16 protein-coding genes are annotated in these 22,392 nt (G+C 72.5%); 7 read left to right on the forward strand and 9 right to left on the reverse strand.

The features are described from left to right. The first annotated feature begins 14 nt into the window (after positions 1 to 14). The 5 genes from rbfA (at position 15) to ACIRD8_RS20895 (ending at position 7,389) form a co-directional block, all read left to right on the forward strand. Positions 15 to 476, forward strand: a complete 462-nt coding sequence (gene rbfA, locus ACIRD8_RS20875; protein ID WP_014153744.1) for a 30S ribosome-binding factor RbfA — start codon at positions 15 to 17, stop codon at positions 474 to 476. Beyond that, positions 473 to 1,378, forward strand: a complete 906-nt coding sequence (gene truB / locus ACIRD8_RS20880; protein ID WP_403993389.1) for a tRNA pseudouridine(55) synthase TruB — start codon at positions 473 to 475, stop codon at positions 1,376 to 1,378. Before rbfA ends, truB begins: the two co-directional genes overlap by 4 nt. A 218-nt stretch (positions 1,379 to 1,596) precedes the next feature. Next, positions 1,597 to 5,199 (forward strand): serine protease, encoded by a 3,603-nt coding sequence (locus ACIRD8_RS20885; RefSeq protein WP_403993392.1) that lies wholly within the window; start codon positions 1,597 to 1,599, stop codon positions 5,197 to 5,199. A gap of 43 nt (positions 5,200 to 5,242) precedes the next feature. Further along, a complete protein-coding gene (locus ACIRD8_RS20890) occupies positions 5,243 to 6,196 on the forward strand; it encodes a bifunctional riboflavin kinase/FAD synthetase (protein WP_403993395.1) in 954 nt (317 codons plus the stop codon). A gap of 77 nt (positions 6,197 to 6,273) precedes the next feature. After that, positions 6,274 to 7,389 (forward strand): XdhC family protein, encoded by a 1,116-nt coding sequence (locus ACIRD8_RS20895; RefSeq protein WP_403993398.1) that lies wholly within the window; start codon positions 6,274 to 6,276, stop codon positions 7,387 to 7,389. A gap of 13 nt (positions 7,390 to 7,402) precedes the next feature. On the opposite strand, the gene ACIRD8_RS20900 is transcribed toward ACIRD8_RS20895, so the two are convergent. The 9 genes from ACIRD8_RS20900 to eccE all read right to left on the reverse strand — a co-directional run bounded on the left by ACIRD8_RS20900 (position 7,403) and on the right by eccE (position 19,259). Continuing rightward, positions 7,403 to 8,410 (reverse strand): oligopeptide/dipeptide ABC transporter ATP-binding protein, encoded by a 1,008-nt coding sequence (locus ACIRD8_RS20900; RefSeq protein WP_403993401.1) that lies wholly within the window; start codon positions 8,408 to 8,410, stop codon positions 7,403 to 7,405. Continuing rightward, positions 8,407 to 9,468 (reverse strand): ABC transporter ATP-binding protein, encoded by a 1,062-nt coding sequence (locus ACIRD8_RS20905; RefSeq protein WP_403993404.1) that lies wholly within the window; start codon positions 9,466 to 9,468, stop codon positions 8,407 to 8,409. The genes ACIRD8_RS20900 and ACIRD8_RS20905 overlap by 4 nt, the downstream gene beginning before the upstream one ends. Next, a complete protein-coding gene (locus ACIRD8_RS20910) occupies positions 9,465 to 10,385 on the reverse strand; it encodes an ABC transporter permease (protein WP_403993407.1) in 921 nt (306 codons plus the stop codon). The genes ACIRD8_RS20905 and ACIRD8_RS20910 overlap by 4 nt, the downstream gene beginning before the upstream one ends. Beyond that, complete coding sequence (locus tag ACIRD8_RS20915; protein WP_403993409.1) at positions 10,382 to 11,473, reverse strand: ABC transporter permease; 1,092 nt, start codon at positions 11,471 to 11,473, stop codon at positions 10,382 to 10,384. The genes ACIRD8_RS20910 and ACIRD8_RS20915 overlap by 4 nt, the downstream gene beginning before the upstream one ends. 3 nt (positions 11,474 to 11,476) lie before the next feature. Then, positions 11,477 to 13,351, reverse strand: a complete 1,875-nt coding sequence (locus ACIRD8_RS20920; protein WP_403993412.1) for an ABC transporter substrate-binding protein — start codon at positions 13,349 to 13,351, stop codon at positions 11,477 to 11,479. 197 nt (positions 13,352 to 13,548) lie between these two features. Next, entirely contained in the window at positions 13,549 to 16,506 is a 2,958-nt protein-coding gene (locus ACIRD8_RS20925; protein ID WP_403993415.1) for an SCO5717 family growth-regulating ATPase, read from the reverse strand. 384 nt (positions 16,507 to 16,890) lie between these two features. Continuing rightward, positions 16,891 to 17,124: a DUF397 domain-containing protein gene (locus ACIRD8_RS20930; RefSeq protein ID WP_124274972.1), complete on the reverse strand. Its 234-nt coding sequence runs from the start codon at positions 17,122 to 17,124 to the stop codon at positions 16,891 to 16,893. 87 nt (positions 17,125 to 17,211) lie between these two features. After that, positions 17,212 to 17,922, reverse strand: a complete 711-nt coding sequence (locus ACIRD8_RS20935) for a hypothetical protein (protein WP_403993417.1) — start codon at positions 17,920 to 17,922, stop codon at positions 17,212 to 17,214. Continuing rightward, on the reverse strand, positions 17,919 to 19,259 hold the full coding sequence (gene eccE / locus ACIRD8_RS20940) for a type VII secretion protein EccE (RefSeq protein ID WP_403993420.1): 1,341 nt from the start codon (positions 19,257 to 19,259) through the stop codon (positions 17,919 to 17,921). The genes ACIRD8_RS20935 and eccE overlap by 4 nt, the downstream gene beginning before the upstream one ends. A 183-nt stretch (positions 19,260 to 19,442) precedes the next feature. On the opposite strand from eccE, the gene eccB reads away from it, so the two are divergent. Both eccB and mycP read left to right on the forward strand, forming a co-directional pair. Next, the gene (gene eccB, locus ACIRD8_RS20945; protein ID WP_403993423.1) at positions 19,443 to 20,975 is read left to right on the forward strand and encodes a type VII secretion protein EccB; all 1,533 of its coding nucleotides are present in this window, start codon (positions 19,443 to 19,445) and stop codon (positions 20,973 to 20,975) included. Between the two features lie 11 nt (positions 20,976 to 20,986). Continuing rightward, the gene (gene mycP / locus ACIRD8_RS20950; protein ID WP_403993426.1) at positions 20,987 to 22,246 is read left to right on the forward strand and encodes a type VII secretion-associated serine protease mycosin; all 1,260 of its coding nucleotides are present in this window, start codon (positions 20,987 to 20,989) and stop codon (positions 22,244 to 22,246) included. Positions 22,247 to 22,392 lie beyond the last annotated feature (146 nt).

The following is a 22,392-nucleotide window of genomic DNA, read 5'->3' on the forward strand; positions in this document are numbered from 1 at the left end:
AAGGAGACGGACCAGTGGCCGACAACGCGCGGGCGAAGAAGCTGGCAGACCTCATCCAGGTGGTGGTCGCCGAGAAACTGCAGCGCGGTATCAAGGACCCGCGTCTGGGCACGCACGTGACCATCACGGACACCCGTGTCACCGGCGACCTGCGGGAGGCCACGGTCTTCTACACGGTCTACGGGGACGACGAGGAGCGGGCCAGCGCCGCCGCGGGCCTGGAGAGCGCCAAGGGCATCCTGCGCTCGGCGGTCGGCGCGGCGGCGGGGACGAAGTTCACCCCCACGCTGGCCTTCGTGGCGGACGCCCTGCCGGACAACGCCAAGGCGATCGAGGACCTGCTCGACCGGGCACGTGCCTCGGACGCCAAGGTCCGCGAGGCGTCCTCGGGTGCCACGTACGCCGGCGGTGCGGACCCGTACCGCAAGCCGGAGGACGAGTCCGACGAGAACGACGGGGACTCGCCTTCCGCATGACGCAGAACAAGCAGGACAAAACGCCGGACGGCCTTGTCATCGTCGACAAGCCGTCCGGCTTCACTTCGCACGACGTCGTGGCGAAGATGCGCGGCATCGCCCGCACCCGGCGGGTCGGCCACGCCGGCACGCTGGACCCGATGGCGACCGGAGTCCTCGTGCTCGGCGTCGAGAGGGCGACCAAGCTGCTCGGTCATCTCGCGCTGACCGAGAAGGAGTACCTGGGGACCATCCGGCTCGGCCAGGACACGGTCACCGACGACGCGGAGGGCGAGATCACCTCGTCCACCGACGCCTCGGGCGTCACCCGTGAGGGCATCGACGCAGGCGTGGCCGCGCTGTCCGGTCCGATCATGCAGGTGCCGTCGAAGGTCAGCGCCATCAAGATCGACGGCAAGCGGTCCTACGCACGGGTGCGCGGCGGCGAGGAGTTCGAGATCCCGGCCCGCCCGGTGACCATCTCGTCCTTCCGGGTCTACGACGTCCGCGAGGCGGTCGCTGAGGACGGCACCCCGGTCGTCGACCTGGTCGTCTCCGTTGTGTGCTCTTCCGGTACGTACATCCGCGCCCTGGCCCGCGACCTCGGCGCCGGGCTCGGCGTCGGCGGGCACCTGACCGCGCTGCGGCGCACCCGCGTCGGACCGTACGGGCTCGACGCGGCGCGGACCCTCGACCAGCACCAGCAGGAGCTGACCGTGATGCCGGTCGCCGAGGCGGCCGCCTCGGCCTTCCCGCGCTGGGACGTGGACGAGAAGCGCGCCAAGCTGCTGCTCAACGGCGTACGGCTGGACATGCCGGCCTATCCGCCGGGGCCGGTCGGGGTCTTCGGTCCCGACGGCACCTTCCTCGTGCTCGTCGAGGAGCAGAAGGGCAAGGCCAAGAGCCTCGCCGTCTTCGCCTGACGAAGGCTCCCGGGTCCGGACGAGTCCGGCCCGTCGTGGAGCGGGCAGCCCCCCGGTGCGTGCCCGCTCCACGATCCCCCTCCCGCGACCATCCCTGTCCACGCGGACCCGCCGATTCACCCCAATGGACGGGCGCTCGGAGTGATCGGGGGGTGTGAGGGGGGCGCTTTCGCCCCGCGCATTTCCGGTGCCGATCACCGGGGACCTACCGTCGGACCATGGGCAGCGGGGACCGGTCGAAACTTGTGAGAATCTGCGATCAGGCCGGCCGGCCGCGGGGAACCGGGTTCGTCGCGGACGACCGGGGCACGGTCGTCACCAGCCACCAGGCCGTCGCACGCCCGGGCCCCCTGACGCTGCACTCCGCCGACGGCCGCAGCTGTTCCGTCGGCTCCGACGACATCACCGCGCTGCCCGCTCTGGGCCTCGCCCTGCTGCGCACGGGCGGCGCCGGCACCCTCGGGGTGGAGCCGCTCCCCGTCGCCGTACGCGAGGAGATCGGCACGGGCACCTACGTGCGGATCGCCGCCCACGGCTGGCGCGAGGCACGGGTGCTCGGGACCACCCCCGCGACGTACTCCGAGGGCGGACGCGACCACCCCCTGAGCGACGCGCTGGAGCTCGCCCTCGGCACGGACGGGCGCGACGCGCTGCGCTCCGGCGGCGCCGCCGTCGGCGGGCCCGTGACGGACCCGCGCACCGGGGCCGTCCTGGGCGTGCTCTCGACCGCGCTGAGCGCCGGGCGCGAGACCGCCGGGCTCGCGGTGCAACTGGCCCGCAAGGACGCCCCGGGGCCGCTGGCCGAGGTGCTCCGGCGCAACGCGAGCACCGTCCCCGGCTACGGCCGCGACCTCAACCTCGCCGGGGCGCTCCAGCTGACCGCCACCTCGCTCGGGCAGGCCGACGGTCGGCCCTGCGGCACCGAGGCCGTCGAACGCCCCGACATCAGCGCGGAGTTCACCGCTTTCGAGACCGGCACGGGGCCCGTGCTCGGCCTGGTCGGAGCCCCGGGCACCGGCCGTACCACCGAGCTCGCCGCCCTGGCGGCCCGCCGGGCCCGCGGGCCCGTGCCCGCCCTGACGCTCTGGCTGCGCGGAGCCGACCTGCTGGCCGACGACACCTCGGTCACCGACGCGATGACCAGGGCGCTGCAGCGCTCCGGGAGGATCATCACCGCCGCCGGGGCCCGGGGCGACATGGAGGCCGCCACCCCCGAGCGGGTGGCCGCCCTCGCCGCGGCCTCCGGGAACCCGCTCCTCGTCGTCGTGGACGGCCCGGAGGAGATGCCGCCCCTGCTGGCGCACCGGCTCGCCGGATGGACCGGGGCCACGGCCGAGTGGCTGCCGGCCCACGAGGTGCGGATGATCGTCGCCTGCCGCCCCGAGCACTGGGAGACCGCCGGCGCGCTGTACCCGCCGGGCGCCCTCCACCGCCCGGAGCGGCCCGCCGGGGGCCTGCCGCCCGCCGTCCGGCTCGGCGACCTCACGGCGGAACAGGCCGAGCGGGCGGCGGAGCGGTACGCCATCCCGCCCGGCACCATCGCGCCGGGCCACGACCGGCACCCCCTCACACTGCGCCTGCTCGCCGAGGTGCGGGCGGCCCTGCCCCCCGACGTACCCGGCAGGCCCGGTACGGAGGAGGTCTTCGCCGCCCACCTGGACCTCACCTGTGTCCGGATCGCCGTCCGGATCGGGGCCCAGGCCGAACCCGGGCTCCGGGGCACGGCGGTCCGCCGGCTGGCGGCGAAGGTGGCCGGCCAGGTCCACGAGGCGGCCAGGCGCTGCCTCGGGCCGGGGCAGGGCGAGCTGGACCGGGCCGCCTTCGAGGAGCTCTTCCCCTGGCGCACGGGCTGGGCCTCGGCCGTACTCACCGAAGGACTGCTGGTCCCGGCGGGCGCGGGATACCGCTTCGGCCACGAGGAGCTGGGCGACTGGGTGCAGGGCGCGCACCTCGACCTGGACGCGGCGCTGCACTCACTGGTCCACCGCTGGCACGCGGACGGGGCCTCCGAGGACCCTGTACCCGCCCCGCAGGGCCCCGTACCCGCCCCGCAGGGCCCTGCGCCCGCCCCGCAGGACCTGGCGGAGCCCCGCAACCTGCCGGTGCCGCGCCATCGCATCGGCCCCGTGCTCCAGGCGATGCTCCTGCTGGAGCGGCGGCAGGGGCACGCCGCGCTGGCCCACCGGATGGCGGACCTCATCGAGGCGATGGACCGCCTGTCGTCCGGCCCCGGCACCGAGGACCGACTGCCCGACGCCGCCTGGTGGGCGGCGCACCTGCTCCGGGAGAGCCTGCTCAGGGTGGCCGACGCCCGGCCCTGCCTCGGGGTGCTGCGGGTGCTCGCCGGACGGATCACCCGGCGTTCCCTGTCGGGCGGCGGGCCGGCCGTGCTCGGGCCCTACGCCGAGTTCGGCCCGTGGTTCTGGCGCCGGATCCGGCTGCCCGAGGACGACCGGATCGACCTCCTGCGCCGCCTCCTGCCCGCCGACGGCGCCCCCCGCACGGACGGCGGCGAACGCTACCTGGACGCCGTCTCCCGCCGCCTGGCCGCCCACCCCAGGGCCGTCCAGGCACTCCTGTGCCGCTGGTTCACCGACGAGAGCCCGCTGCCCGCCGAGGAGGGCCTGCCGATGCGGCTCACCGTCGCCGCCGCCGCGCAGGCACTCCTGTACGCCCGCAGGGACCTCGCCCTCGACGACCTGACCGAGGCGCTCGTCGACACCGTCCACCCACGCGCCGCCGAACTGCTCACCACCCTCGCCGAGGACGAGCCGGCCGCCCTCTGCCGTGCCGTCGACCGCTGGGCGCGCGACGACGAGCGGCCCGAGCGGCGCGCCGCCGCGGCCGTCCACGCCTCACTCACCGCCGCCCGCACCCTCTGCGCCGCCGACCGTGCCGTGCTGCGGAGCGCGGCGCTCACCCTGCTGGCCCGGCCCGACGACACGGCCCTGCACGCCCAGGCGCTCACCGTCCTCGTACGGGACCCGGGGACCGGGGGCCGCTATCTGCCGCAGGCCCTGCGGGTCTTCGCCGCCGGAGACCCCCGGCTGCCGCTGGCGCTGCTCACGGAGGTGTTCCCCGAGCACCCCGAGCCGGTGCTCGCAGCGCTGCGCGCCCGTCTGTCGCTGCCCGGCGAGGCCGCCGACGCCGTCCTGCGGGACCTGGCCTCCCTGGACACCCCCGCCCTGGCGCTGCACGCCCCCGGTCTCGTACGCGGTTACGTCGAGAGCCACAGCCGTCCCGGTGAGGACGCCGGCGCCCGGACCGCCGCCTACGTGGACATCCGGCTGGAGCACAGCCCCGCCGCCCGGGCGCTCCTGCTGCCCCTGCTGACCGGGCTGCTGCGGGGCCGGCCCGTGCCGCCGCCGGTGCGCGCGGCGCTGGTCCAGGTGCTCGCCGGCCCGGGAAGCGCCGCTTCGAGGCCGCTGCGGGCCGAGCTGCTGGAGGTCCTGCTGGAGTTCGAGCAGGAGACCGGAAGGGACCCGGAGGTCCTCGACGCCCTGCTGCGGGCGGCCGCGACAGGTTCCGGCCGCCGCCCCGAGGCCCGCACCCGCGCCCTGGTGCACCGCACGGGGATGCTGCTCGTACGGACGCCCGAGGGCGCGGCCCGCTTCGACCGGGGCCTGGTCGAACTCGCCAGGGACGTGCCCGGATTCGCGGCCCTCGTCACCCGGTGGCTGGCGGACGCCCCGCAGGAGTGGGCCGCGGTCGTGAGCCCCGGCGCCCGGCGGACGATGGAGGCACTGGACGGTTCGCGGCCCGCGATCCCTATGCCGATGCAGGCCGCGGGACGTGAGCATGGCAGTCTTAGACCTGCGTAATGGACATACACACGTACACAGGTTCGGGCGAGGAGCGGTCACAGTGCACTGCTGGCGTGGCTTGGAGGACATCCCTGAGGGCTGGGGACGCAGTGTCGTCACCATCGGCTCCTACGACGGGGTGCACCGTGGACACCAGCTGATCATCGGCAGCGCGGTGGAGCGGGCGCGCGAGCTCGGTGTGCCCTCCGTCGTCGTCACGTTCGATCCGCACCCCAGCGAGGTCGTCCGCCCCGGCACGCACCCGCCGCTGCTCGCACCGCACCAGAGGCGGGCCGAGCTCATGGCGGGCCTGGGTGTGGACGCGGTGCTGATCCTGCCGTTCACCGCCGAGTTCTCGAAGCTCTCGCCCGCGGACTTCGTCGCGAAGGTGCTCGTCGACAAGCTGCACGCGAAGCTGGTCATCGAGGGCCCGAACTTCCGGTTCGGACACCGTGCGGCGGGCAACGTCACCTTCCTCGCCGAGCTCGGCCCGACGTACGACTTCCAGGTCGAGGTCATCGACCTCTATGTGAGCGGTGACGCGGGCGGCGGCGAGCCGTTCTCCTCCACGCTCACCCGCCGCCTGGTCGCCGAGGGCGACGTCGAAGGCGCCGCGGAGATCCTCGGCCGCCCGCACCGCGTCGAGGGCGTCGTCGTGCGTGGCGCCCAGCGCGGCCGCGAGCTCGGCTTCCCCACGGCGAACGTGGAGACCCTGCCGCACACCGCGATCCCCGCCGACGGCGTCTACGCCGGCTGGCTCACCGTGAACGGCGAGGCGATGCCCGCCGCGATCTCCGTGGGCACGAACCCGCAGTTCGACGGCACGGAGCGGACCGTCGAGGCGTACGCGATCGACCGCGTCGGCCTCGACCTGTACGGGCTGCACGTGGCGGTCGACTTCCTGGCGTACGTACGCGGCATGCTGAAGTTCGAGTCGATCGACGACCTGCTCGTGGCGATGGCCGCCGACGTGAAGCGGTCCACCGAGCTGATCGCGGCGTACGAACGGGCCTGACGCCTTCCTGTGGTGCGCACTGCGGCACCGGGGCATGGTCGGGGGCAGGAGCCGTCGAGCCGGGAGGACGCCCCCGCATGCGTGAACTGCTGTCGGAACTGCGCGACTGGCACACCGCCGGTACGCCCTTCGCCCTGGCCACGGTCGTCGCGGTGCGCGGCAGCGCGCCCCGGGCGCCCGGCGCCGTGATGGCGGTCAGCGCCACGGGAGCGGTCGCGGGCAGCGTCTCCGGGGGGTGCGTGGAGAGCGATGTGTACGAGGTCGCCACGGAGACGCTCACCGCCGGCCGGACACAGGTGCGGACCTACGGCATCAGCGACGACGAGGCCTTCGGTGTCGGGCTGACCTGCGGCGGCACGATCGACGTCCTCGTGCGGCCGTACGTCGAGGAGGGCGACCGGGCCGCACTGCGGGAGCTCGTCGGCACCATCGCCGCCGGGGAGCCCGTCGCGCTCGCCACCGTGGTGTCCGGAGCGGCGCCGCCCGGCGCCCACAGAATGGTCCTGGCCGGCCGGGTCAGCGGTTCGCTCGGCGACGAGGGGCTCGACGCGGCCGTCACCGACGACGCGCGCGGGCTGCTCGCCCAGGGGGCCACCGGCAGCACCGGCTACGGCACGCACGGCGAGCGTCGGATGCAGGACGTCACCGTCTTCGTCCAGACGTACGCCCCCGCGCCCCGCATGCTCGTCTTCGGGGCCATCGACCACGCGGCGGCCACCGCGCGGATCGGGTCCTTCCTCGGCTACCGGGTGACGGTCTGCGACGCCCGCCCCGCCTTCGCCACCCGGGAGCGCTTCCCCACGGCCGACGAGGTCGTCTGCGCCTGGCCGCACACCTACCTGGAGTCGACCCAGGTGGACGGACGCACCGTCATCTGCGTCCTCACCCACGACCCGAAGTTCGACGTGCCGCTGCTCGCCGCCGCACTGCGCACACCCGCCGCGTACATCGGGGTGATGGGCAGCAGACGCACCCACGCCGACCGGGCCGCGCGGCTGCGGGAGGCGGGTGTGGGCGAGGCGGAACTGGCCCGCCTCGCCTCACCCGTGGGCCTCGACCTCGGAGCCCGTACGCCGGAGGAGACGGCCGTCTCCATCGCCGCGGAGATCGTCCAGCACCGCTGGGGCGGCACGGGACGCCCCCTGGGCGAGCTGGCGGGCGCCATCCACCACGCCCGGGAGCCCGAAACCTAGGAGGCCCAGGCCCTCAGGAGCCCTGGGAGACGGCCTGCTCCGCCGCCGCCCAGTGGCAGGCGACCTGGGTCAGGCCGCCCCCCTCCAGCACCGGCAGATCCTTCGTGCGGCACGCGTCCGCGACGCCCGCGCGCTCGGCCTCGCCCGAGGCGAGGACCTGGCACCGGGCATGGAAGCGGCAGCCGGAAGGGACCTTCGAGGGGTCCGGCGGCTCGCCCGTCAGCAGCACCGGCTCGCCGTCCGCCTCCGGCAGCACGGACAGCAGCGCCTGGGTGTACGGGTGCCGGGGAGCCGTGAGGATCTGCTCGACGTCACCGGTCTCCACGATCCGGCCGAGATACATCACCGCCACCCGGTCCGCGATGTTCCACGCCAGCCCCAGATCGTGCGTCACCACCAGTGCCGACAGGCCCAGTTCGGCACGCAGCCGCAGCAGCAGCGCCAGGATCTCGCCGCGCACCGAGGCGTCCAGCGAGGCCACGGGCTCGTCCGCGACGATCAGCTCCGGCTCCAGGACCAGCGCCCCCGCGATGACGACGCGCTGACGCTGACCGCCGGACAGCTCGTGCGGATACCGCAGGAAGAACCGCTCCGGAGGCCGCAGCCCGGCCCGCGACAGCGCCCCGGACACGGCCTCCCGCTCGTCGCCCGCGTAACCGTGGATGCGCAGGCCCTCCGCCACCGCGTCGTACACCGTGTGGCGGGGGTTGAGGGAGCCACTGGGGTCCTGGAGGACCAGCTGGACCCGCTTCCGGTACGCCTTCAGTGCCCGGCCCGCGTAGTTGAGGGGCTCACCGCCGAAGGTGACACGGCCGGCCGTGGGCGGTACCAGGCCCAGCAGGGACCGGGCCAGTGTCGTCTTCCCGCAGCCCGACTCGCCGACCAGGGCGACGATCTCACCGGGACGGATGTCGAGGTCGACCCCGTCGACCGCTCGCGCCGTCGCCGCCCCGCGCCGGCCGGGGAACGCGACCTCCAGCGCCTGCGCGCTGAGCAGGGGAGCCGGGGGAGTGGTCGTCATGTGGTGCTCCTTGCTTCCTCGGTACCGCCGTGCGGACCGGGCGTCGCGGTGGCTTCCGCTTCCACCAGCACACAGGCCGCCCGCCGGGACGGGCCGGCGGGCCGCAGCTCCTGGTCCTCGGTGGCGCAGGACTCCAGCGCCGCCGCGCAGCGCGGATGGAACGTACAGCCGGAGGGCAGCGCCGACGGGTCCGGGGGGTCGCCCGGCAGGCCGCGCGGCGCGTGCCGCGACGCGAGGTCGCCGATGCGGGGGAACGCGGCCGACAGGGCGCTGCTGTAGGGGTGACGGGCATGCTCGTAGACCTGCTTGGCTGGGCCCTCCTCGACGACCCGGCCCGCGTACATCACCGACAGCCGGTCGCAGGTGTCGGAGAGCACCGCCAGATCGTGGCTGATCATGATCAGACCGAGGTCCTGGTCGCTGACGAGCTGTTCGATCAGCCGCAGGATCTGCGCCTGGATCATCACGTCGAGAGCCGTGGTGGGCTCGTCCGCGATGATCAGCCGCGGGTCGCAGGCCAGCGCCATCGCGATCATCACGCGCTGGCGCTGACCGCCGGACAGCTCGTGCGGATAGGCATCCGCCCGCGCGGCCGGAAGCCCCACCTGCTCCAGCAGCTCACCGGCGCGCCTGCGGGCGGCCGCCGGGGTCCCCTTGCCGTGCAGCAGGATCGGTTCGGCGATCTGGTCCCCGATGCGGTGCACGGCGTTCAGCGAGTGCATCGCGCCCTGGAAGACGATCGACGCCCCCGCCCAGCGCACGGCGCGAAGCCGCCCCCACTTCATGGTGAGGATGTCCTCGCCGTCCAGCAGGATCTCGCCGCTCAGGGTCGCCGAAGGGGGCAGCAGCCGCAGCAGGGCCAGTGCCAGCGTCGACTTCCCGCAGCCGGACTCCCCGGCGATGCCGAGCTTCTGCCCGGCCTCGACCCGCAGGTCGATCCCCCGTACGGCGGGGACGGCCGAGGCCCCCGACCCGTAGGTGACATGCAGATTCCGGACGTCGAGCAACGGCCGCCCGGTCTCCGGCTTCGGAACGCTCTCGGTCTTCACGGCGGTCAACGGGACACCCCCAGCTTGGGGTTGAGCACGGATTCGATGGTGCGGCCGCACAGCGTGAACGCGAGGGCGACGACCGCGATGGCGAGTCCGGGCGGAGCGAGGTACCACCAGTTGCCGGAGCTGACCGCCCCGGCCTCACGGGCGTCCTGGAGCAGCCCGCCCCAGGAGACGATCGTGGGATCGCCGAGCCCGAGGAAGGCGAGGGTCGCCTCGGTGAGGATGGCGGTGGAGATCACCAGCGTGGTCTGCGCGAGCACCAGCGGCATCACATTGGGCAGTACGTGGCGGGACATGATGTGGCCGTGCCCGCCCCCGAGCGCCTTGGAGCGCTCGATGTACGGACGGGACTCCACGGACAGCGTCTGCGCCCGTACGAGCCGTGCGGTCGTCGGCCAGGTCGTCACGCCGATAGCGAGGACCGTCGTCCACAGGGATCGCGAGAGCACGGTGGCCAGCGCGATGGCCAGCACCAGCGTCGGCATCACCAGGAACCAGTCCGTGATCCGCATGACGACGTTGCCGTACCAGCCCTTGAAGTGCCCGGCGGTGATGCCCACCAGGGTCCCGATGGCCACCGAGAGGAACGCGGCGAGCAGGCCCACGGTCAGGGAGACCCGCGTCCCCCACACCAGGAGGGCGAGCAGGCTGCGGCCGAACTGGTCGGTGCCGAGGGGGAACTCGGCGCTCGGCGACTCCAGCGGGCCGCCCGGCGCGGCCGTGACGCTCTGCGAGTCCGCGCCGACCAGCAGCGGGGCCGCCAGCGCCGTCAGGGCGATCAGCGCCAGCACGGCGAGTCCGGCCAGGCCCGCCCGGTGGGCGCGGTACTGCCGCCAGAAGCGGGCCGCCGCCTGGCGCCGGCGTGCCCAGGTCAGTGCGCGCGGGCCGGTGGCCGGCGCGGCGTCGGTCGTGGTCGTCATCGGCCCACCCGGGGATCGAGGAGCGGATAGATCACATCGGCGAGCGTGTTCATCAGGATCACCGCGGCGGCGAAGACGAAGAACAGCGCCTGCACCAGGGGCAGATCGGGCACGCTCAGCGCCTGGTAGAACAGTCCGCCCAGACCGGGCCAGGAGAACACCGTCTCCACCAGGATGGCGCCCGCCACCGTGTTGCCCAGGTTGACGAAGAGGAGCGTCACCGTCGGCAGCATCGCGTTCGGGACGGCATGCCGGCGGCGTACGAGATCGTCGCGCAGCCCCTTCGCCCGTGCCGTCGTCAGATAGTCGCTGCCCATCTCGTCGAGCAGCGAGGAGCGCATCACCAGCAGGGTGCGCGCGTACTCGACGGCGACGAGCGTGATGACCGGCAGCACGAGGTGGTGCGCCACATCGAGGACGTACGAGAAACCGCTCTCGCTGCCTGACTCCATGCCGCCGGTCGGGAAGAGACCGGGGATGGGCCCGATGCCGACCGAGAGGGTGACGATCAGGAGCAGCCCGAGCCAGAACGAGGGCACCGAGTACAGCGTCAGCGCGAAGGCCGTGTGGAAGCGGTCGCCCGCCGAGCCGTTGCGCCAGGCGGACCTGGCGCCCAGCCAGATGCCGATCGCCGTGTAGATCACGAACGCGGTGCCGGTGAGCAGCAGCGTCGCGGGCAGCGCCTCGGTGATCTTGTCCATGACGGGGGCGCGGAACTGGTACGACGTACCGAAGTCCCCGGTCAGGGCCTTGCCGCAGTACTCGGTGAACTGCTGCCAGAGCGGCAGGTCCAGGCCGAATTCCTTGCGCATCGCGGCGATCTGCTCGGTCGACACCTGCCGGCCGCCGGTCATGTGCTTGACCGGGTCACCGGGGATCAGACGGAACAGGAAGAAGCTGGTGACGAGCACGGCGAACAGCGAGACGGCCGCACCGGCCAGCTTGCCCGCCGCATAGCGGAGATACGCGGTCGTGCTGCGGGAGCGTGGACTGCGGGCCGACGGCCCGGCCGGAGCCGGGCCGTCGGTCTGCACAGCGTCCACGCCCGCCGCGCCCTTCACGAGCGCGGGAGTGCTTTCTGTGCTCATGGACTATTCACGGTCTTCCGCGGTGGAACGACGACGCATGGCGAACAGCAGCCCGCCACCGGCGAGGACGACTACAGCGACACCGACACCGATGAGGACTCCGGTCGAGCTGCCGCTGTCGCCGGACGAATCGCCCGACGCACCGGCGGCCGGGACCGCCGACCACCAGCTCCAGTAACCGTCCTGACCGTAGATGTTGCCCGCGTCCGAGGGCATGGTCGTGAGGGACTCGATCTGGTCGGTGCGGTAGGCCTCGACGGCATTCGGGTACGCCATGACATTCATGTACCCCGTGTCGTACAGCCGCGACTCCATCTGCTTGACGAGGTCGGCCCGTTTGGCGGGGTCGTATTCGGCCAGCTGCTTCGCGTAGAGCTCGTCGTACTGCTTGTCGCAGATGAAGTTGTCCGTCGCCGCCGTCTGCTTGGCCTTGGCCGGGAGCGCGGCGCAGGTGTGGATCGACATGACGAAGTCGGGGTCCGGGTTGACGGACCAGCCGTCGAAGGCGAGGTCGTACTCACCGGCGTACCAGGGGTCCGAGACGTTGTCCATGCAGTCGACCTTCAGGCCGACGCCGAGCTCGCCCCACCACTCCTGGAGGTACTTGCCGATCGCCTTGTCGTTGGGGTCCGTGGCGTGGCACAGGATGCGGAAGTCGAGCGGCTTGCCGTCCTTGCCGGTCCGCTTGCCCGCGCTGTTCTTCTTGTAGCCCGCCTCGTCGAGGAGGGCGCCTGCCTTCGCCGGATCGTAGGCGTGCTTCTGCTCGGCGGACGGCTTCCAGAAGTACGAGCCGTAGCGGGGCGGGATGTAGCCCTCGCCCTCCACGGCGTAGCCCTGGAAGACCTTGTCGATGATGGTCGGGCGGTCCACGGCCATGAACAGCGCCTGGCGGACCTTCTGGTCCTGGAGCGCCGGGTGCCCGTCGCCGAACTTCTTGCCGTCCTTGGTCTGCGCGCCGGGGTTGACGGCCAGTGCGTAGAAGCGCCGGCCGGGGGCGTCGTTCACCTTGATGTTCTCGGTGGTCTTCAGCGACGCGGCCTGCGCGGGGGTCAGACTCGGGCTTCCGGCGACGAAGGAGACTTCACCCTTTCGGAGGGCGGCGACCGCTGCGTCCTGGTCCTTGTAGTACCGGAAGACGAGCTCGTCGAACTTGGGCGAGCCCCGCCAGAAGTCCTTGTTGGCCTTCAGCTTCACATAGCTGTCGACCTTGTAGTCCGTCAGGATGAACGGCCCGTTGCCCACGATCGGGAACTTCGTGTCGTTGTTGAACTTCGAGAAGTCGCCGACCTCCTCCCAGACGTGCTTGGGGACGATGGGCACGTCCAGCGCCGTCATCGTGGCCTGAGGCTGCTTCAGCTCTATGACCAGCTTGTCCGGGCTGGGTGCCGTCACCTTCTTGAAGTTGGAGACGAAGCTGCCGTTCGAGGTCGCGGCGCCCTCGTCGGTCATCATCTTGTTGAACGTCCACGCCGCGTCCTCGGCGGTGGCCTTCTCCCCGTCCGACCACTTCGAGTCGTCCCGGATGGTGTACGTCCACGTCAGCTTGTCCGCCGAGGTCTCCCACTTGGTGGCGAGCCCGGGGATCGTGCTGCTGTCCTTGGCGTCGTAGTTGGTCAGGAAGTCGTACATCAGCCGGCTGATGCTCGTGGAGACCAGCCGCTGGGCGAGGAACGGGCTCAGGGAGTCGACGCTCTGCGCGACCGCGACCGTGAGCGTCGACTTGCCGTCGGCCGCCTGTGCCTCCTGCGGGGCGGGGCTGAGCGGGTTGCCGGGGACGACCGATCCGGCGGCCAGCGCCAAGGCGGCGGCTCCGGCGGCGAGAAGGATACGCAGACGACCGCGTGGGCGGGGGGAGCGTGGAGGGAATCTTGTGACCATGGACGTGGACCTCGCGTCATGACTCGCACGGTGAAGGCGGGCAGATCTCTGGTTCGCCAGCTGGTGAAGCGAAGGTTTATCAGCGGCGGTCGAGTCGCGTCAACGGTCCGCCAAACCGCGTGTGGTCTGCGGGAATGCGATGAGGGCCCGCACCGGGTGAACGGTGCGAGCCCTCATTGGTTTAGACCTCTACTGCCTCACTGCTGAGGCGCCGGCGGCGGCTGCGGAGGGTGCTGCTGCCAGCCCGCGGGCGGAACGGGGCCTTGCAGTTCGGGCTGTCCCGGCTGATGTGCCTGGCCATCGTGGTGCGCGGGCGGCGGAGGCGGCCCGGCCGGGGCACCGCCGGGCTGCGCCTGGGCGGGCGGCGACTGCTGCCAGGCGTTGCTCTGCGCACCCTGGCCGGGGTGCGGCGGGTACGCCTGCTGAGGCGCGGCGGCCTGCTGCTGGCCCCCGTAGGGCTGCTGACCGCCGTACGGCTGCTGGGGTGGATACGGCTGCTGCGGCTGACCCGGATACGGCTGTCCGGGGTACGGCTGCTGACCCGGATGGGGCTGTCCGGGGTAGGGCTGACCGGGCTGCGGCTGGGGTGCGTACGGCTGCTGGCCGGGCACCTGCTGACCCGGCGTCTGCTGACCGGGCGTCTGCTGTCCGGGCATGGGCGGGGCGAACTGCGGCGGCGGGTTGCTGCCGTCCGCCGTCCACAGCCCCTGCTGCTGCTGGGCCCGCTGGAAGTCCTCCGCGACGAGCGCGGAGAGGTTGAAGTAGGCCTCGCGGGTCTTCGGCCGCATCATGTCGAGGTCCACCTCGGCGCCCGCCGACAGGTGCTCGTCGAACGGCACGACGACGACGCCGCGGCAGCGGGTCTCGAAGTGCTGCACGATGTCGTCGACCTTGATCATCTTTCCGGTCTCACGGACACCGGAGATGACGGTCAGGGAGCGCTGCACCAGTTCCGCGTACCCGTGCGCCGAGAGCCAGTCCAGCGTGGTGGACGCGCTGGAGGCGCCGTCGACGGACGGCGTCGAGATGATGATCAGCTGGTCGGCGAGGTCAAGCACCCCGCGCATCGCGCTGTAGAGCAGGCCGGTGCCCGAGTCGGTGAGGATGATCGGGTACTGCTTGCCCAGGACGTCGATCGCCCGCCGGTAGTCCTCGTCGTTGAAGGTCGTGGAGACCGCCGGGTCCACGTCGTTGGCGAGGATCTCCAGGCCCGAGGGGGCCTGCGAGGTGAAACGGCGGATGTCCATGTACGAGTTGAGGTACGGGATCGCCTGGACCAGGTCGCGGATGGTGGCCCCGGTCTCGCGGCGCACCCGCCGGCCGAGCGTGCCCGCGTCGGGGTTGGCGTCGATGGCGAGGATCTTGTCCTGCCGCTCGGTGGCCAGGGTCGAGCCGAGCGCGGTGGTGGTCGTCGTCTTGCCGACACCGCCCTTGAGGCTGATGACCGCGATCCGGTAGCACGACAGCACCGGCGTACGGATCAGGTCCAGCTTGCGCTGCCGCTCGACCTCCTCCTTCTTCCCGCCCAACTTGAAGCGGGAGGCGGCGGACGGTGTGCGGCTGCTCTTGGCCTTCTGCTTGCCCCGGACCAGCCGGTCCGACGACAGCTCCACCGCGGCCGTGTAGCCGAGCGGCGCGCCAGGCACGGAGCGCTCGCGCTGGTCATGGGTGACCGGCGTCGGCCAGGCGGTCCCGGTGCGCGGGTCGACGGGCGGGGCCTGGGGTGCGGGCGGCTGGGGCTGGTAGGCCTCGGGCTGCTGCTGCTGCTGCTGCTGCTGCTGCGGAGCGGGCAGGTTCGGTGTGCCCTGGGGCGCCTGCGGGGGGAGCGGGGCGCCCTGCGCGGGGAACTGCGGCGGCTGAGCGGCCTGGGGGAAGCCGTAACCGCCCTGGGGCTGCGCGGCCGGAGGCAGCTGGGGTGCGCCCTGCGCGGGGAGCTGCGGCGGCTGGCCCGCCTGCGGGAAGCCGTAACCGCCCTGCTGCGGTGCCTGCGGGAAGCCGTAACCCCCCTGTGGCGCGGGCGCGTTGGGCTGTACCGGCTGCTGGGGCGCAGGCGGGGACGGCTGCGCGGGCACCGACGGCGCGGGCGGCTGCGGGAAGCCGTAGCCGCCCGAGGCGTCGGCGGCCGGAGCGGGCTGCTGTGCGGGCCACTGCGGCGCGGACTGCGGCGCGCTCGGCTGCGGTGCGGCGGGCTGGAAGGCGGGCGGCAGCGGCGGGAGGGCGCCCTGCGGGGGCGGCGCCGGCGACCAGGGGGCCGGCACGTTCGACGGCACGGCGCCCTGAGGAGCGTCGGCGGCCGGTGCTGTGGTGGGCGGCGGCGCGTCCGTGGGCGTACCGGCCGGCGGTGTGTCCCGGGGGGCGGCGTCGGTCACGGAGTCCGCGGCCGCGTCGGCCTGCCCGTCCGCGCGCCCGTCCGCCCGCTTGTCGTCCGTGTCCGGCCAGTCGTCGACGTCCTGCGCCGGGGTCGGAGCCGCATCCGCCTCCGGGGCGGCGGTTCCGGCCGTACCCTTTTCGGCTTCTCCGGATTCGCCTGCTTCTCCGGGTACCTCGGAATCCTTCTCGCCCACCGGTCCGGCCGGGTCCGTGCCGTCGGCCTCGGACGGGGTGGCGGGAGGCGAGGGTTCGGCGGAACCGGCGGGAACGGACGCCGCGGGCTCCGCCTCCGCCTCGGCCTTGGCCGCCTCGCGCTCGGCGATCTCCTGCTTCAGCGCGGCGGGTGAGAACCGCATGGTGGCGCCGCTCTCCACATCACCGCCGCCGAACGGGCCGGACGCGCCGCTCGCGGCGTCGGACTCCTCGGAGCCCGGCGCGGGCGAAGCCGGTGCCGGGGGAGTGGGCTCGTAGGACGGCGAGGGCGGCTCGGACGAGGCCGCCGACGCCGCCTCGGACGGCGCGGCCGGAGCCGGCGACCAGCCGGGCTCGAATCCGCCGGCCGACGGCAGCCCCGGTACGGACACCGGCGCCCCCTGCGGCGGCGGAGGCGGCGCCAGGTGCGAACCCGCTCCGCCCGAGGAGTCGCCCGGCGCGTTCTGCGTGTACCAGGCGGGCGGGGTGTAGTCGATGGTGAACTCACCCGTCATCTCGGCGGGATCCGCGTCGGACGACTCGTCGACGGGCGTGTTCCATCCCCCGCTGATCTCGTCCCGATCGCCGTTCACTTTGCCTCCTGGTGTGGTCGAGCACCCTTGTGCCGTGGTGGGTGGGGGCGACCGTTCCCGTTCTGGCCGGTCCGCCCGGCTCTCCCCCTTGCGACGCGCAGTGCCTGCCCGCAGGTTCCTCTGCCGCGCCCCCACCCACCCTAATCGCCATGGGGCGCACTACGGCAGGCCGTATCGCCCGCGGTAACTGTCCCGTAGGTCACGCACGGCTCTCCCACGCGGTGAGTGCGTCAGAAGGTGAAGGAACGGGCCATTTGTCGCGCATCGGGACGTGGCCGGACAGAGCGAGAGGGTGCCCGGCCCGGGCAGCGAGAGGGCCACCGGTCCCGGACACAGCGAGAGGGCGGCAGTACCGGACAGCCGCCCCCGCACCGTGCAGTCGCGCTACTTGAGGTCGAACTCCCCGTCCCGTGCGCCCAGTACGAACGCGCGCCACTCGGCCTCCGTGTAGCGCAGCACGGTCTCCGGATCCAGCGACGAGCGCATGGCGACCGCACCTCCCGGGAGGTGGGCGATCTCGACCCGCTCCTCGACGTTCTCGGTACCGGGTGCGCTCAGCCACTCCACATCCGAGATGTCGAGAGCGTAGAGCTCGTCCTTTTCCTGCTGGGTGCCCATGCGCCCGTCCCTTCCGTTCCGTCGAATGTGCCGTTCCCCCGCCATGATCCTGAAAAGCGGCCGGTCCGGGGGCCGAACGGGAGAGGTTCAGTCCATCCTGCGGGCAGTGCCCAGCAATCCGGTCTCCACATCCGTCGCACTGGTCATCACCCAGTGGCGCTCGCGGCCCGCCACCCAGAGGGTGACACCGTCGGCCAGAGTGGGCAGGGCCTCGCTCTCGGTGCGTGCGAGCCCCAATATCCGGCCGATCTGCTCCGCCTCGGCCGGGGACACCCGCTGCACGCCCACCAGCGTCGCCGCCCGCATCAACCGGGGCGCCACAGGGCTCAGATAGGGCAGCAGCGTCAGCACCGACTGCCACGGCGAGGACACCACCCGGCCACGGGGCGGACGCATACCGCAGTCCCGCACCACCACGACCGGACTGCCGACGGTCGCACCGGTCGGCGGTACCCGGCCCACGTCATGGAGCGAGATGCACTCGAGACCGGCGCCCGCCGCCTGGGCCAGCGTGGTCCACGCCTGGGTGCGGCCCGTCTCGACCGCCACCCGCGCACCCGTACCGGCCGCGCGCAGCGCCAGCACCTGCGCGGTCCACAGACCACCGATCAACAGGACGTCGTACGGCGCCGGCCGGTGGAACCCGATCATCTGCGGGCGGCCCTCGGCGTCGTCTCCGATGATCACGCCGTCGTCACCCACCGGCAACGACAGCGCGCCCAGATGGTCCGCCGCCAGGGTGTGCCCTGCATGGCGCGGCCCGAGCAGCCCCCGCCTCGGAGCGATGTTCTTCGTCACTGCGCGCCTCCCAGCGGGAGCGTGGCCAGGACGCCCGGCAGCTGCTCACGGTCCAGCCGTACGAGACCGACCTCCGCGTGCCGGGCCGCCTGCTCCAATATCCTTCGTACGCCGACGAGTTCGGTGTCCGATCCGCCGGTGATCCGCACGTGGCCCCGTACGGACATGTGGCCCTGGTGCGCCCCGCGGCGCACCGTCAGGCTGAACGTCGTCGCATACGCGGGCACCGAGGTCAGCAGCGCGACGAGCCGCGGCAGCGGAGTCGCACCCCGGCCGAGCTCGGGCCAGCGGTCCACGGCGTAGGTGGTGTGCCAGCGGTCGTCGCAGCGCCAGACCCGCGTCGTCTCCGTCGTCCGCCGCTGAGGCGCGGCGTCCGGGCGCCCCGCACGCGCCGACAGGATGGGGTTGGCGCACGCGGACGTCGCCACGGCGGAGTTGAGCTCCTCCTGGTCCAGCACCGAGGCCCGGAACCCCGCACCGGTGATGCGGCTCGCCACATGGTCCGCGACCCGCACCAGACAGCGTTGAGCCCCGCCCATACCGCCGCCGCGGGCCTCCACGGCCTCCCGGCACAGCTCCGGATCCAGCTTGACCGCCACCCAGGTCATCCGCAGCGCGGGCGCCCCCGTCCGGTCCTGGAGAGGGGCGTACGAGAGCCGGGCCACCGACCGCTCCGGAAGGTGCGGCGCCGGAGCGGGACGTACCTGCTGCACGAGCTGCGCGGACTCCAGCACGATGTCGTCCACCGCGAGCGCGTCACCGAGGAGGGACAGCGGAAGCGCCCGCGCCCCCATGGCCTGACGGAGCGACTCGCCGCTCGCCTCGACCCGTACGACCGCGGTCAGGAAGGTGCCGTCCCCGATCATGCCGACCGTGCGGCGCGCGCCGTCGACGTAGATGTACGGAGCGAACCCCGGCACGTTCTCCGCGACCGGGGCCAGCTGCGGCTCCGTCTCGGCCGGGGAGGCCGTGGCGGTCCGCCTGCGACGGCGGAGGGAGGACACGGTCGACAGCCAGTCCTGGACGGCGCGGCCCCTGCGGCGTACCACCGCGAGGAGGATCAACAGACACGCGATCACACCGGCGGGGATCAGCCAGGCACCACCGAGCGCGGCGCCCACCACCGCGACTGCCAGGGCCGCTTCGACGAGCACCAGCTGCCGCAGCGCGGGCCCGACACGGCCGGTCCTGGAGATCGAATGGAGCGTGGTCGCGGCGGGGGCGTCCGCCGACTGACGGGAGGCCGCGCCGTCAGGCCCGTTGCTGCGTTGCCGCCGGGAAGGGCCGGGCGTTCGCTGGGTGGACCGCCTCGTGCGCTCGCCCGTCGCTGCAGCCATCGCCGCGTTGCCCCCTCGTGTCCGTATTCACCGTTTTTTACACGGGCGTTGATCGGGCGATCACCCTACCTGAGCGGTGAGAGCCAAGTGCCAACAGGCATAGTAGGGGTCCCGGTCGGCGGCAGCGGTCCACGGCGGGTGTGGGAACCTGGTCGCCCACTGGGGAGAAGGGGCAGCGCGCACATGGCATCACGGCGGGACGAACTCAATGCCTACACCTTCGCGAAGCGGAGGTTGGTCGCACAGTTCCTGCAGCCCCACCCGTCCGGCTCGGAGGAGGGCGCACCGCGCCCCCTTCGCGCGGTGGTGCCCGGAGCGATCGTCGGCGTGGTCGTCCTGGCGGTGTTCGGAGCCTGGGGAATGTTCAAACCCGTGGCACCCCAGAAGTGGGACACCCCCTACGAGAACGTCATCATCGCCAGCGATTCCACCACCCGCTACGTGGTGTTGGTGACCGACGGCAAGACGCAGCTCCACCCCGTTCTGAACATGTCCAGCGCCAAGCTGCTCCTGGCCCCGGACAAGGGCAAGGTCGTCAACGTCGGGGAATCGGTCCTCGACAGCGGCAAGATCCCGCACGGGGCGACCCTCGGCATCCCGTACGCCCCGGACCGCCTGCCCGGCAAGACCGAAGCCGGTGCCGCGAAGCGCTGGGCGGTCTGCGAGCGGCCCGGCGAGGGCGGCCGGGCCATCCAGAAGGCGGCGTTCGTCTTCGCGGAGCGCGAGCAGCAGAAGACCGAGGGCACGAGCAAGCTGCAGGGCGGCGAGGTGATGTACGTCGAGGGCCCCGGACCGGACAGGACCCGCTACATCGTGGACACCACGGGCACGGCCTACGCGGTGGAGAAGGACGAAGTGCTGCTGCGCGCCCTGTTCGGGCAGGGCAGCAAGCCCCAGCGGGTGTCCGACGACTGGCTGGCGACGCTGCACAAGGGGGACGCGGTGACCTTCCCCGCCATCGAGGGAACTCCCGGTGCTCCGGCGGGAGTTCCGGGTGAGCTGCAGGACGGGGACAACCGGGTGGGCATGGTCCTCGCCGCGATCTCCGGCGCCGGCACCCAGCAGTACGTGGTCCTGCCGGGCAGGGTCGCCCCGGTGTCCGACTTCGTCGCCAAACTCCTGCTCAGCAGTCGCGCCCTGGTCGGCCTCGACCAGGACGGCAAGGCGCAGCACGTCAGCGCCGGAGCGTTCGAGCCCGGTGCGGCCTTCGGCCAGGAGATGAAGTGGCCCAAGGACGAGTCGACCGCCGTCAACTCCGCGAGCACGGCGAGCGGAAGCCGTAACACCGTCTGCAACGTCCTGCGCAGCGTCTCGGACAAGAACGGCACCAGCACCCTCAGCACCTGGGCCGGCACGGGCTTCCCCGCCACCCTCCCCACCGGCTCCAGCAGCGCGTACGTCACCCCCGGATCCGGGCAGCTCTTCCGGCAGTTCAAGGGATCCAGCCCCGAGTCGGGCCCGCTCTTCCTGGTGACCGACACCGGACTGCGCTACGCGATGCAGTCCAACGGCGACAGTGTCGAGGACGACTCCGGAATCGGTGAGTCCGGCACGAAGGAGGGGAAGGCGCAGAGCCAGCAGGAAGCCCAGCAGGCGCAGAACCATCTCGGGTACAAGGACGTCGATCCCGCGCCCGTACCCGCCGCCTGGTCCGCCTTCCTGCCGACCGGCCCCCGACTGTCGACCGGCGCGGCCCGCCAGCCGCAGGGTTCGTGAGGAGCGACCGCGTGACCACGGACTCCTCTTCCTCCCGGGCTTGTTCGCGACGGCTGCTGACAGCCGCGGCCGCCACCGCCGTACTCGTCGTCTCGCTGCCGGTGCTGCCCGCAGCCGCGGACGACTCCACCCAGTGCACCTTCCCCTCGAAGAAGTACGCCGGCCGCCCATGGGCGCTGCAACGCGTGCTGATGGACGAACTGTGGGAGCAGTCCACGGGCAAGGGCGTGAGGGTGGCCGTCATCGACACCGGCGTCGACGTCAAGAACCCCCAGCTCACGAAGGCCGTGGACACCGGGAGCGGCAAGAACCTCCTGGACAAGAACATCAAGGACGACAACGGCAACAAGATCGAGCGCGGCAAGGAGAACGGCACCACCGACGTGGTCGGCCACGGCACCAAGGTCGCCGGCATCATCGCCGCGCGAGAGGCGAAGGGCACCGGCTTCACCGGCCTCGCTCCCGACGCGACGATCATCCCCATCCAGCAGAACGACGCCGAGGGCCATGGAACGGCGGAGACCCTGGCAACCGCCATCAACTACGCGGCCGGGCAGGGGAGGGCCGACGTCATCAACATCTCCCAGGACACGGCCAACGCGGTGAAGCCCACGCCCCTCCTGGAGCAGGCGGTGAACGCAGCCCTCGCCAAGGAGATCGTGATCGTCGCCTCGGCCGGCAACGACGGGCTGGGCGGAAACGTGAAGAAGACCTACCCGGCGTCGTACGACGGTGTCCTGGCCGTCGCCTCCTCGGACCGCAACAACGAACGCGCGGCCTTCTCCCAGTCCGGCGACTTCGTGGGCGTCGCGGCCCCCGGCGTGGACATGGTCTCGACGGTCCCCGGCGGGGGGCACTGCTCAGACAACGGCACCAGCTTCTCGGCCCCGTACGTCGCCGGCGTCGCGGCCCTGATCAAGGCCAAGCACAAGGACTGGACGCAGGAGCAAATCGTCGCCCAGATCGAGCAGACGGCGGAACGCTCGATCGCGGGCCACGACCACCTGGTCGGCTGGGGCGTCGTCGACCCGGTGCGCGCGCTGACCGAGGATGACAAGCCCATCGAGAAACCGGTGGCACACGAAGGTGTGAGCAAGGGCAAGGCGCCGGTTCCGGCCGCCATCCATCTGGGCGAAACCGCGGACGAGCGTAACGCCAGGCTCGCCACGTACGTCGTGGTGGGTGGGGCAGTCCTGGTCGCCGCCATCGCGGGTGCGGCAGTGACCGTACGCGACAGGCAGCGGAGGCAGGGACGACCCGGCGGAATGTGACGTCGTGGAAGTCACGTGATGGAGAAGACAGTTGGTCCTGTCAGTGCCATTGGCTAGAGTGATGCTATGGGGCCAGTGCTGTTCACGTGGGTGCGAAAGCAACGCAAAACGGCCTGAGCAAACGGGGAAACGGGGAAGGACAGCAA

Origin of the sequence: Streptomyces sp. NPDC102451 (assembly GCF_044765485.1) — a bacterium.
GTDB lineage: Bacteria > Actinomycetota > Actinomycetes > Streptomycetales > Streptomycetaceae > Streptomyces.

Coding starts and splice junctions, on each gene's coding strand:
- truB (WP_403993389.1), top strand. CDS start 473: ATGACGCAGAACAAGCAGGACAAAACGCCGGACGGCCTTGTCATCGTC.
- ACIRD8_RS20930 (WP_124274972.1), bottom strand. CDS start 17,124: ATGGGCACCCAGCAGGAAAAGGACGAGCTCTACGCTCTCGACATCTCG.
- ACIRD8_RS20885 (WP_403993392.1), top strand. CDS start 1,597: ATGGGCAGCGGGGACCGGTCGAAACTTGTGAGAATCTGCGATCAGGCC.
- ACIRD8_RS20895 (WP_403993398.1), top strand. CDS start 6,274: ATGCGTGAACTGCTGTCGGAACTGCGCGACTGGCACACCGCCGGTACG.
- ACIRD8_RS20915 (WP_403993409.1), bottom strand. CDS start 11,473: ATGAGCACAGAAAGCACTCCCGCGCTCGTGAAGGGCGCGGCGGGCGTG.
- eccE (WP_403993420.1), bottom strand. CDS start 19,259: ATGGCTGCAGCGACGGGCGAGCGCACGAGGCGGTCCACCCAGCGAACG.
- eccB (WP_403993423.1), top strand. CDS start 19,443: ATGGCATCACGGCGGGACGAACTCAATGCCTACACCTTCGCGAAGCGG.
- ACIRD8_RS20920 (WP_403993412.1), bottom strand. CDS start 13,351: ATGGTCACAAGATTCCCTCCACGCTCCCCCCGCCCACGCGGTCGTCTG.
- ACIRD8_RS20900 (WP_403993401.1), bottom strand. CDS start 8,410: ATGACGACCACTCCCCCGGCTCCCCTGCTCAGCGCGCAGGCGCTGGAG.
- ACIRD8_RS20910 (WP_403993407.1), bottom strand. CDS start 10,385: ATGACGACCACGACCGACGCCGCGCCGGCCACCGGCCCGCGCGCACTG.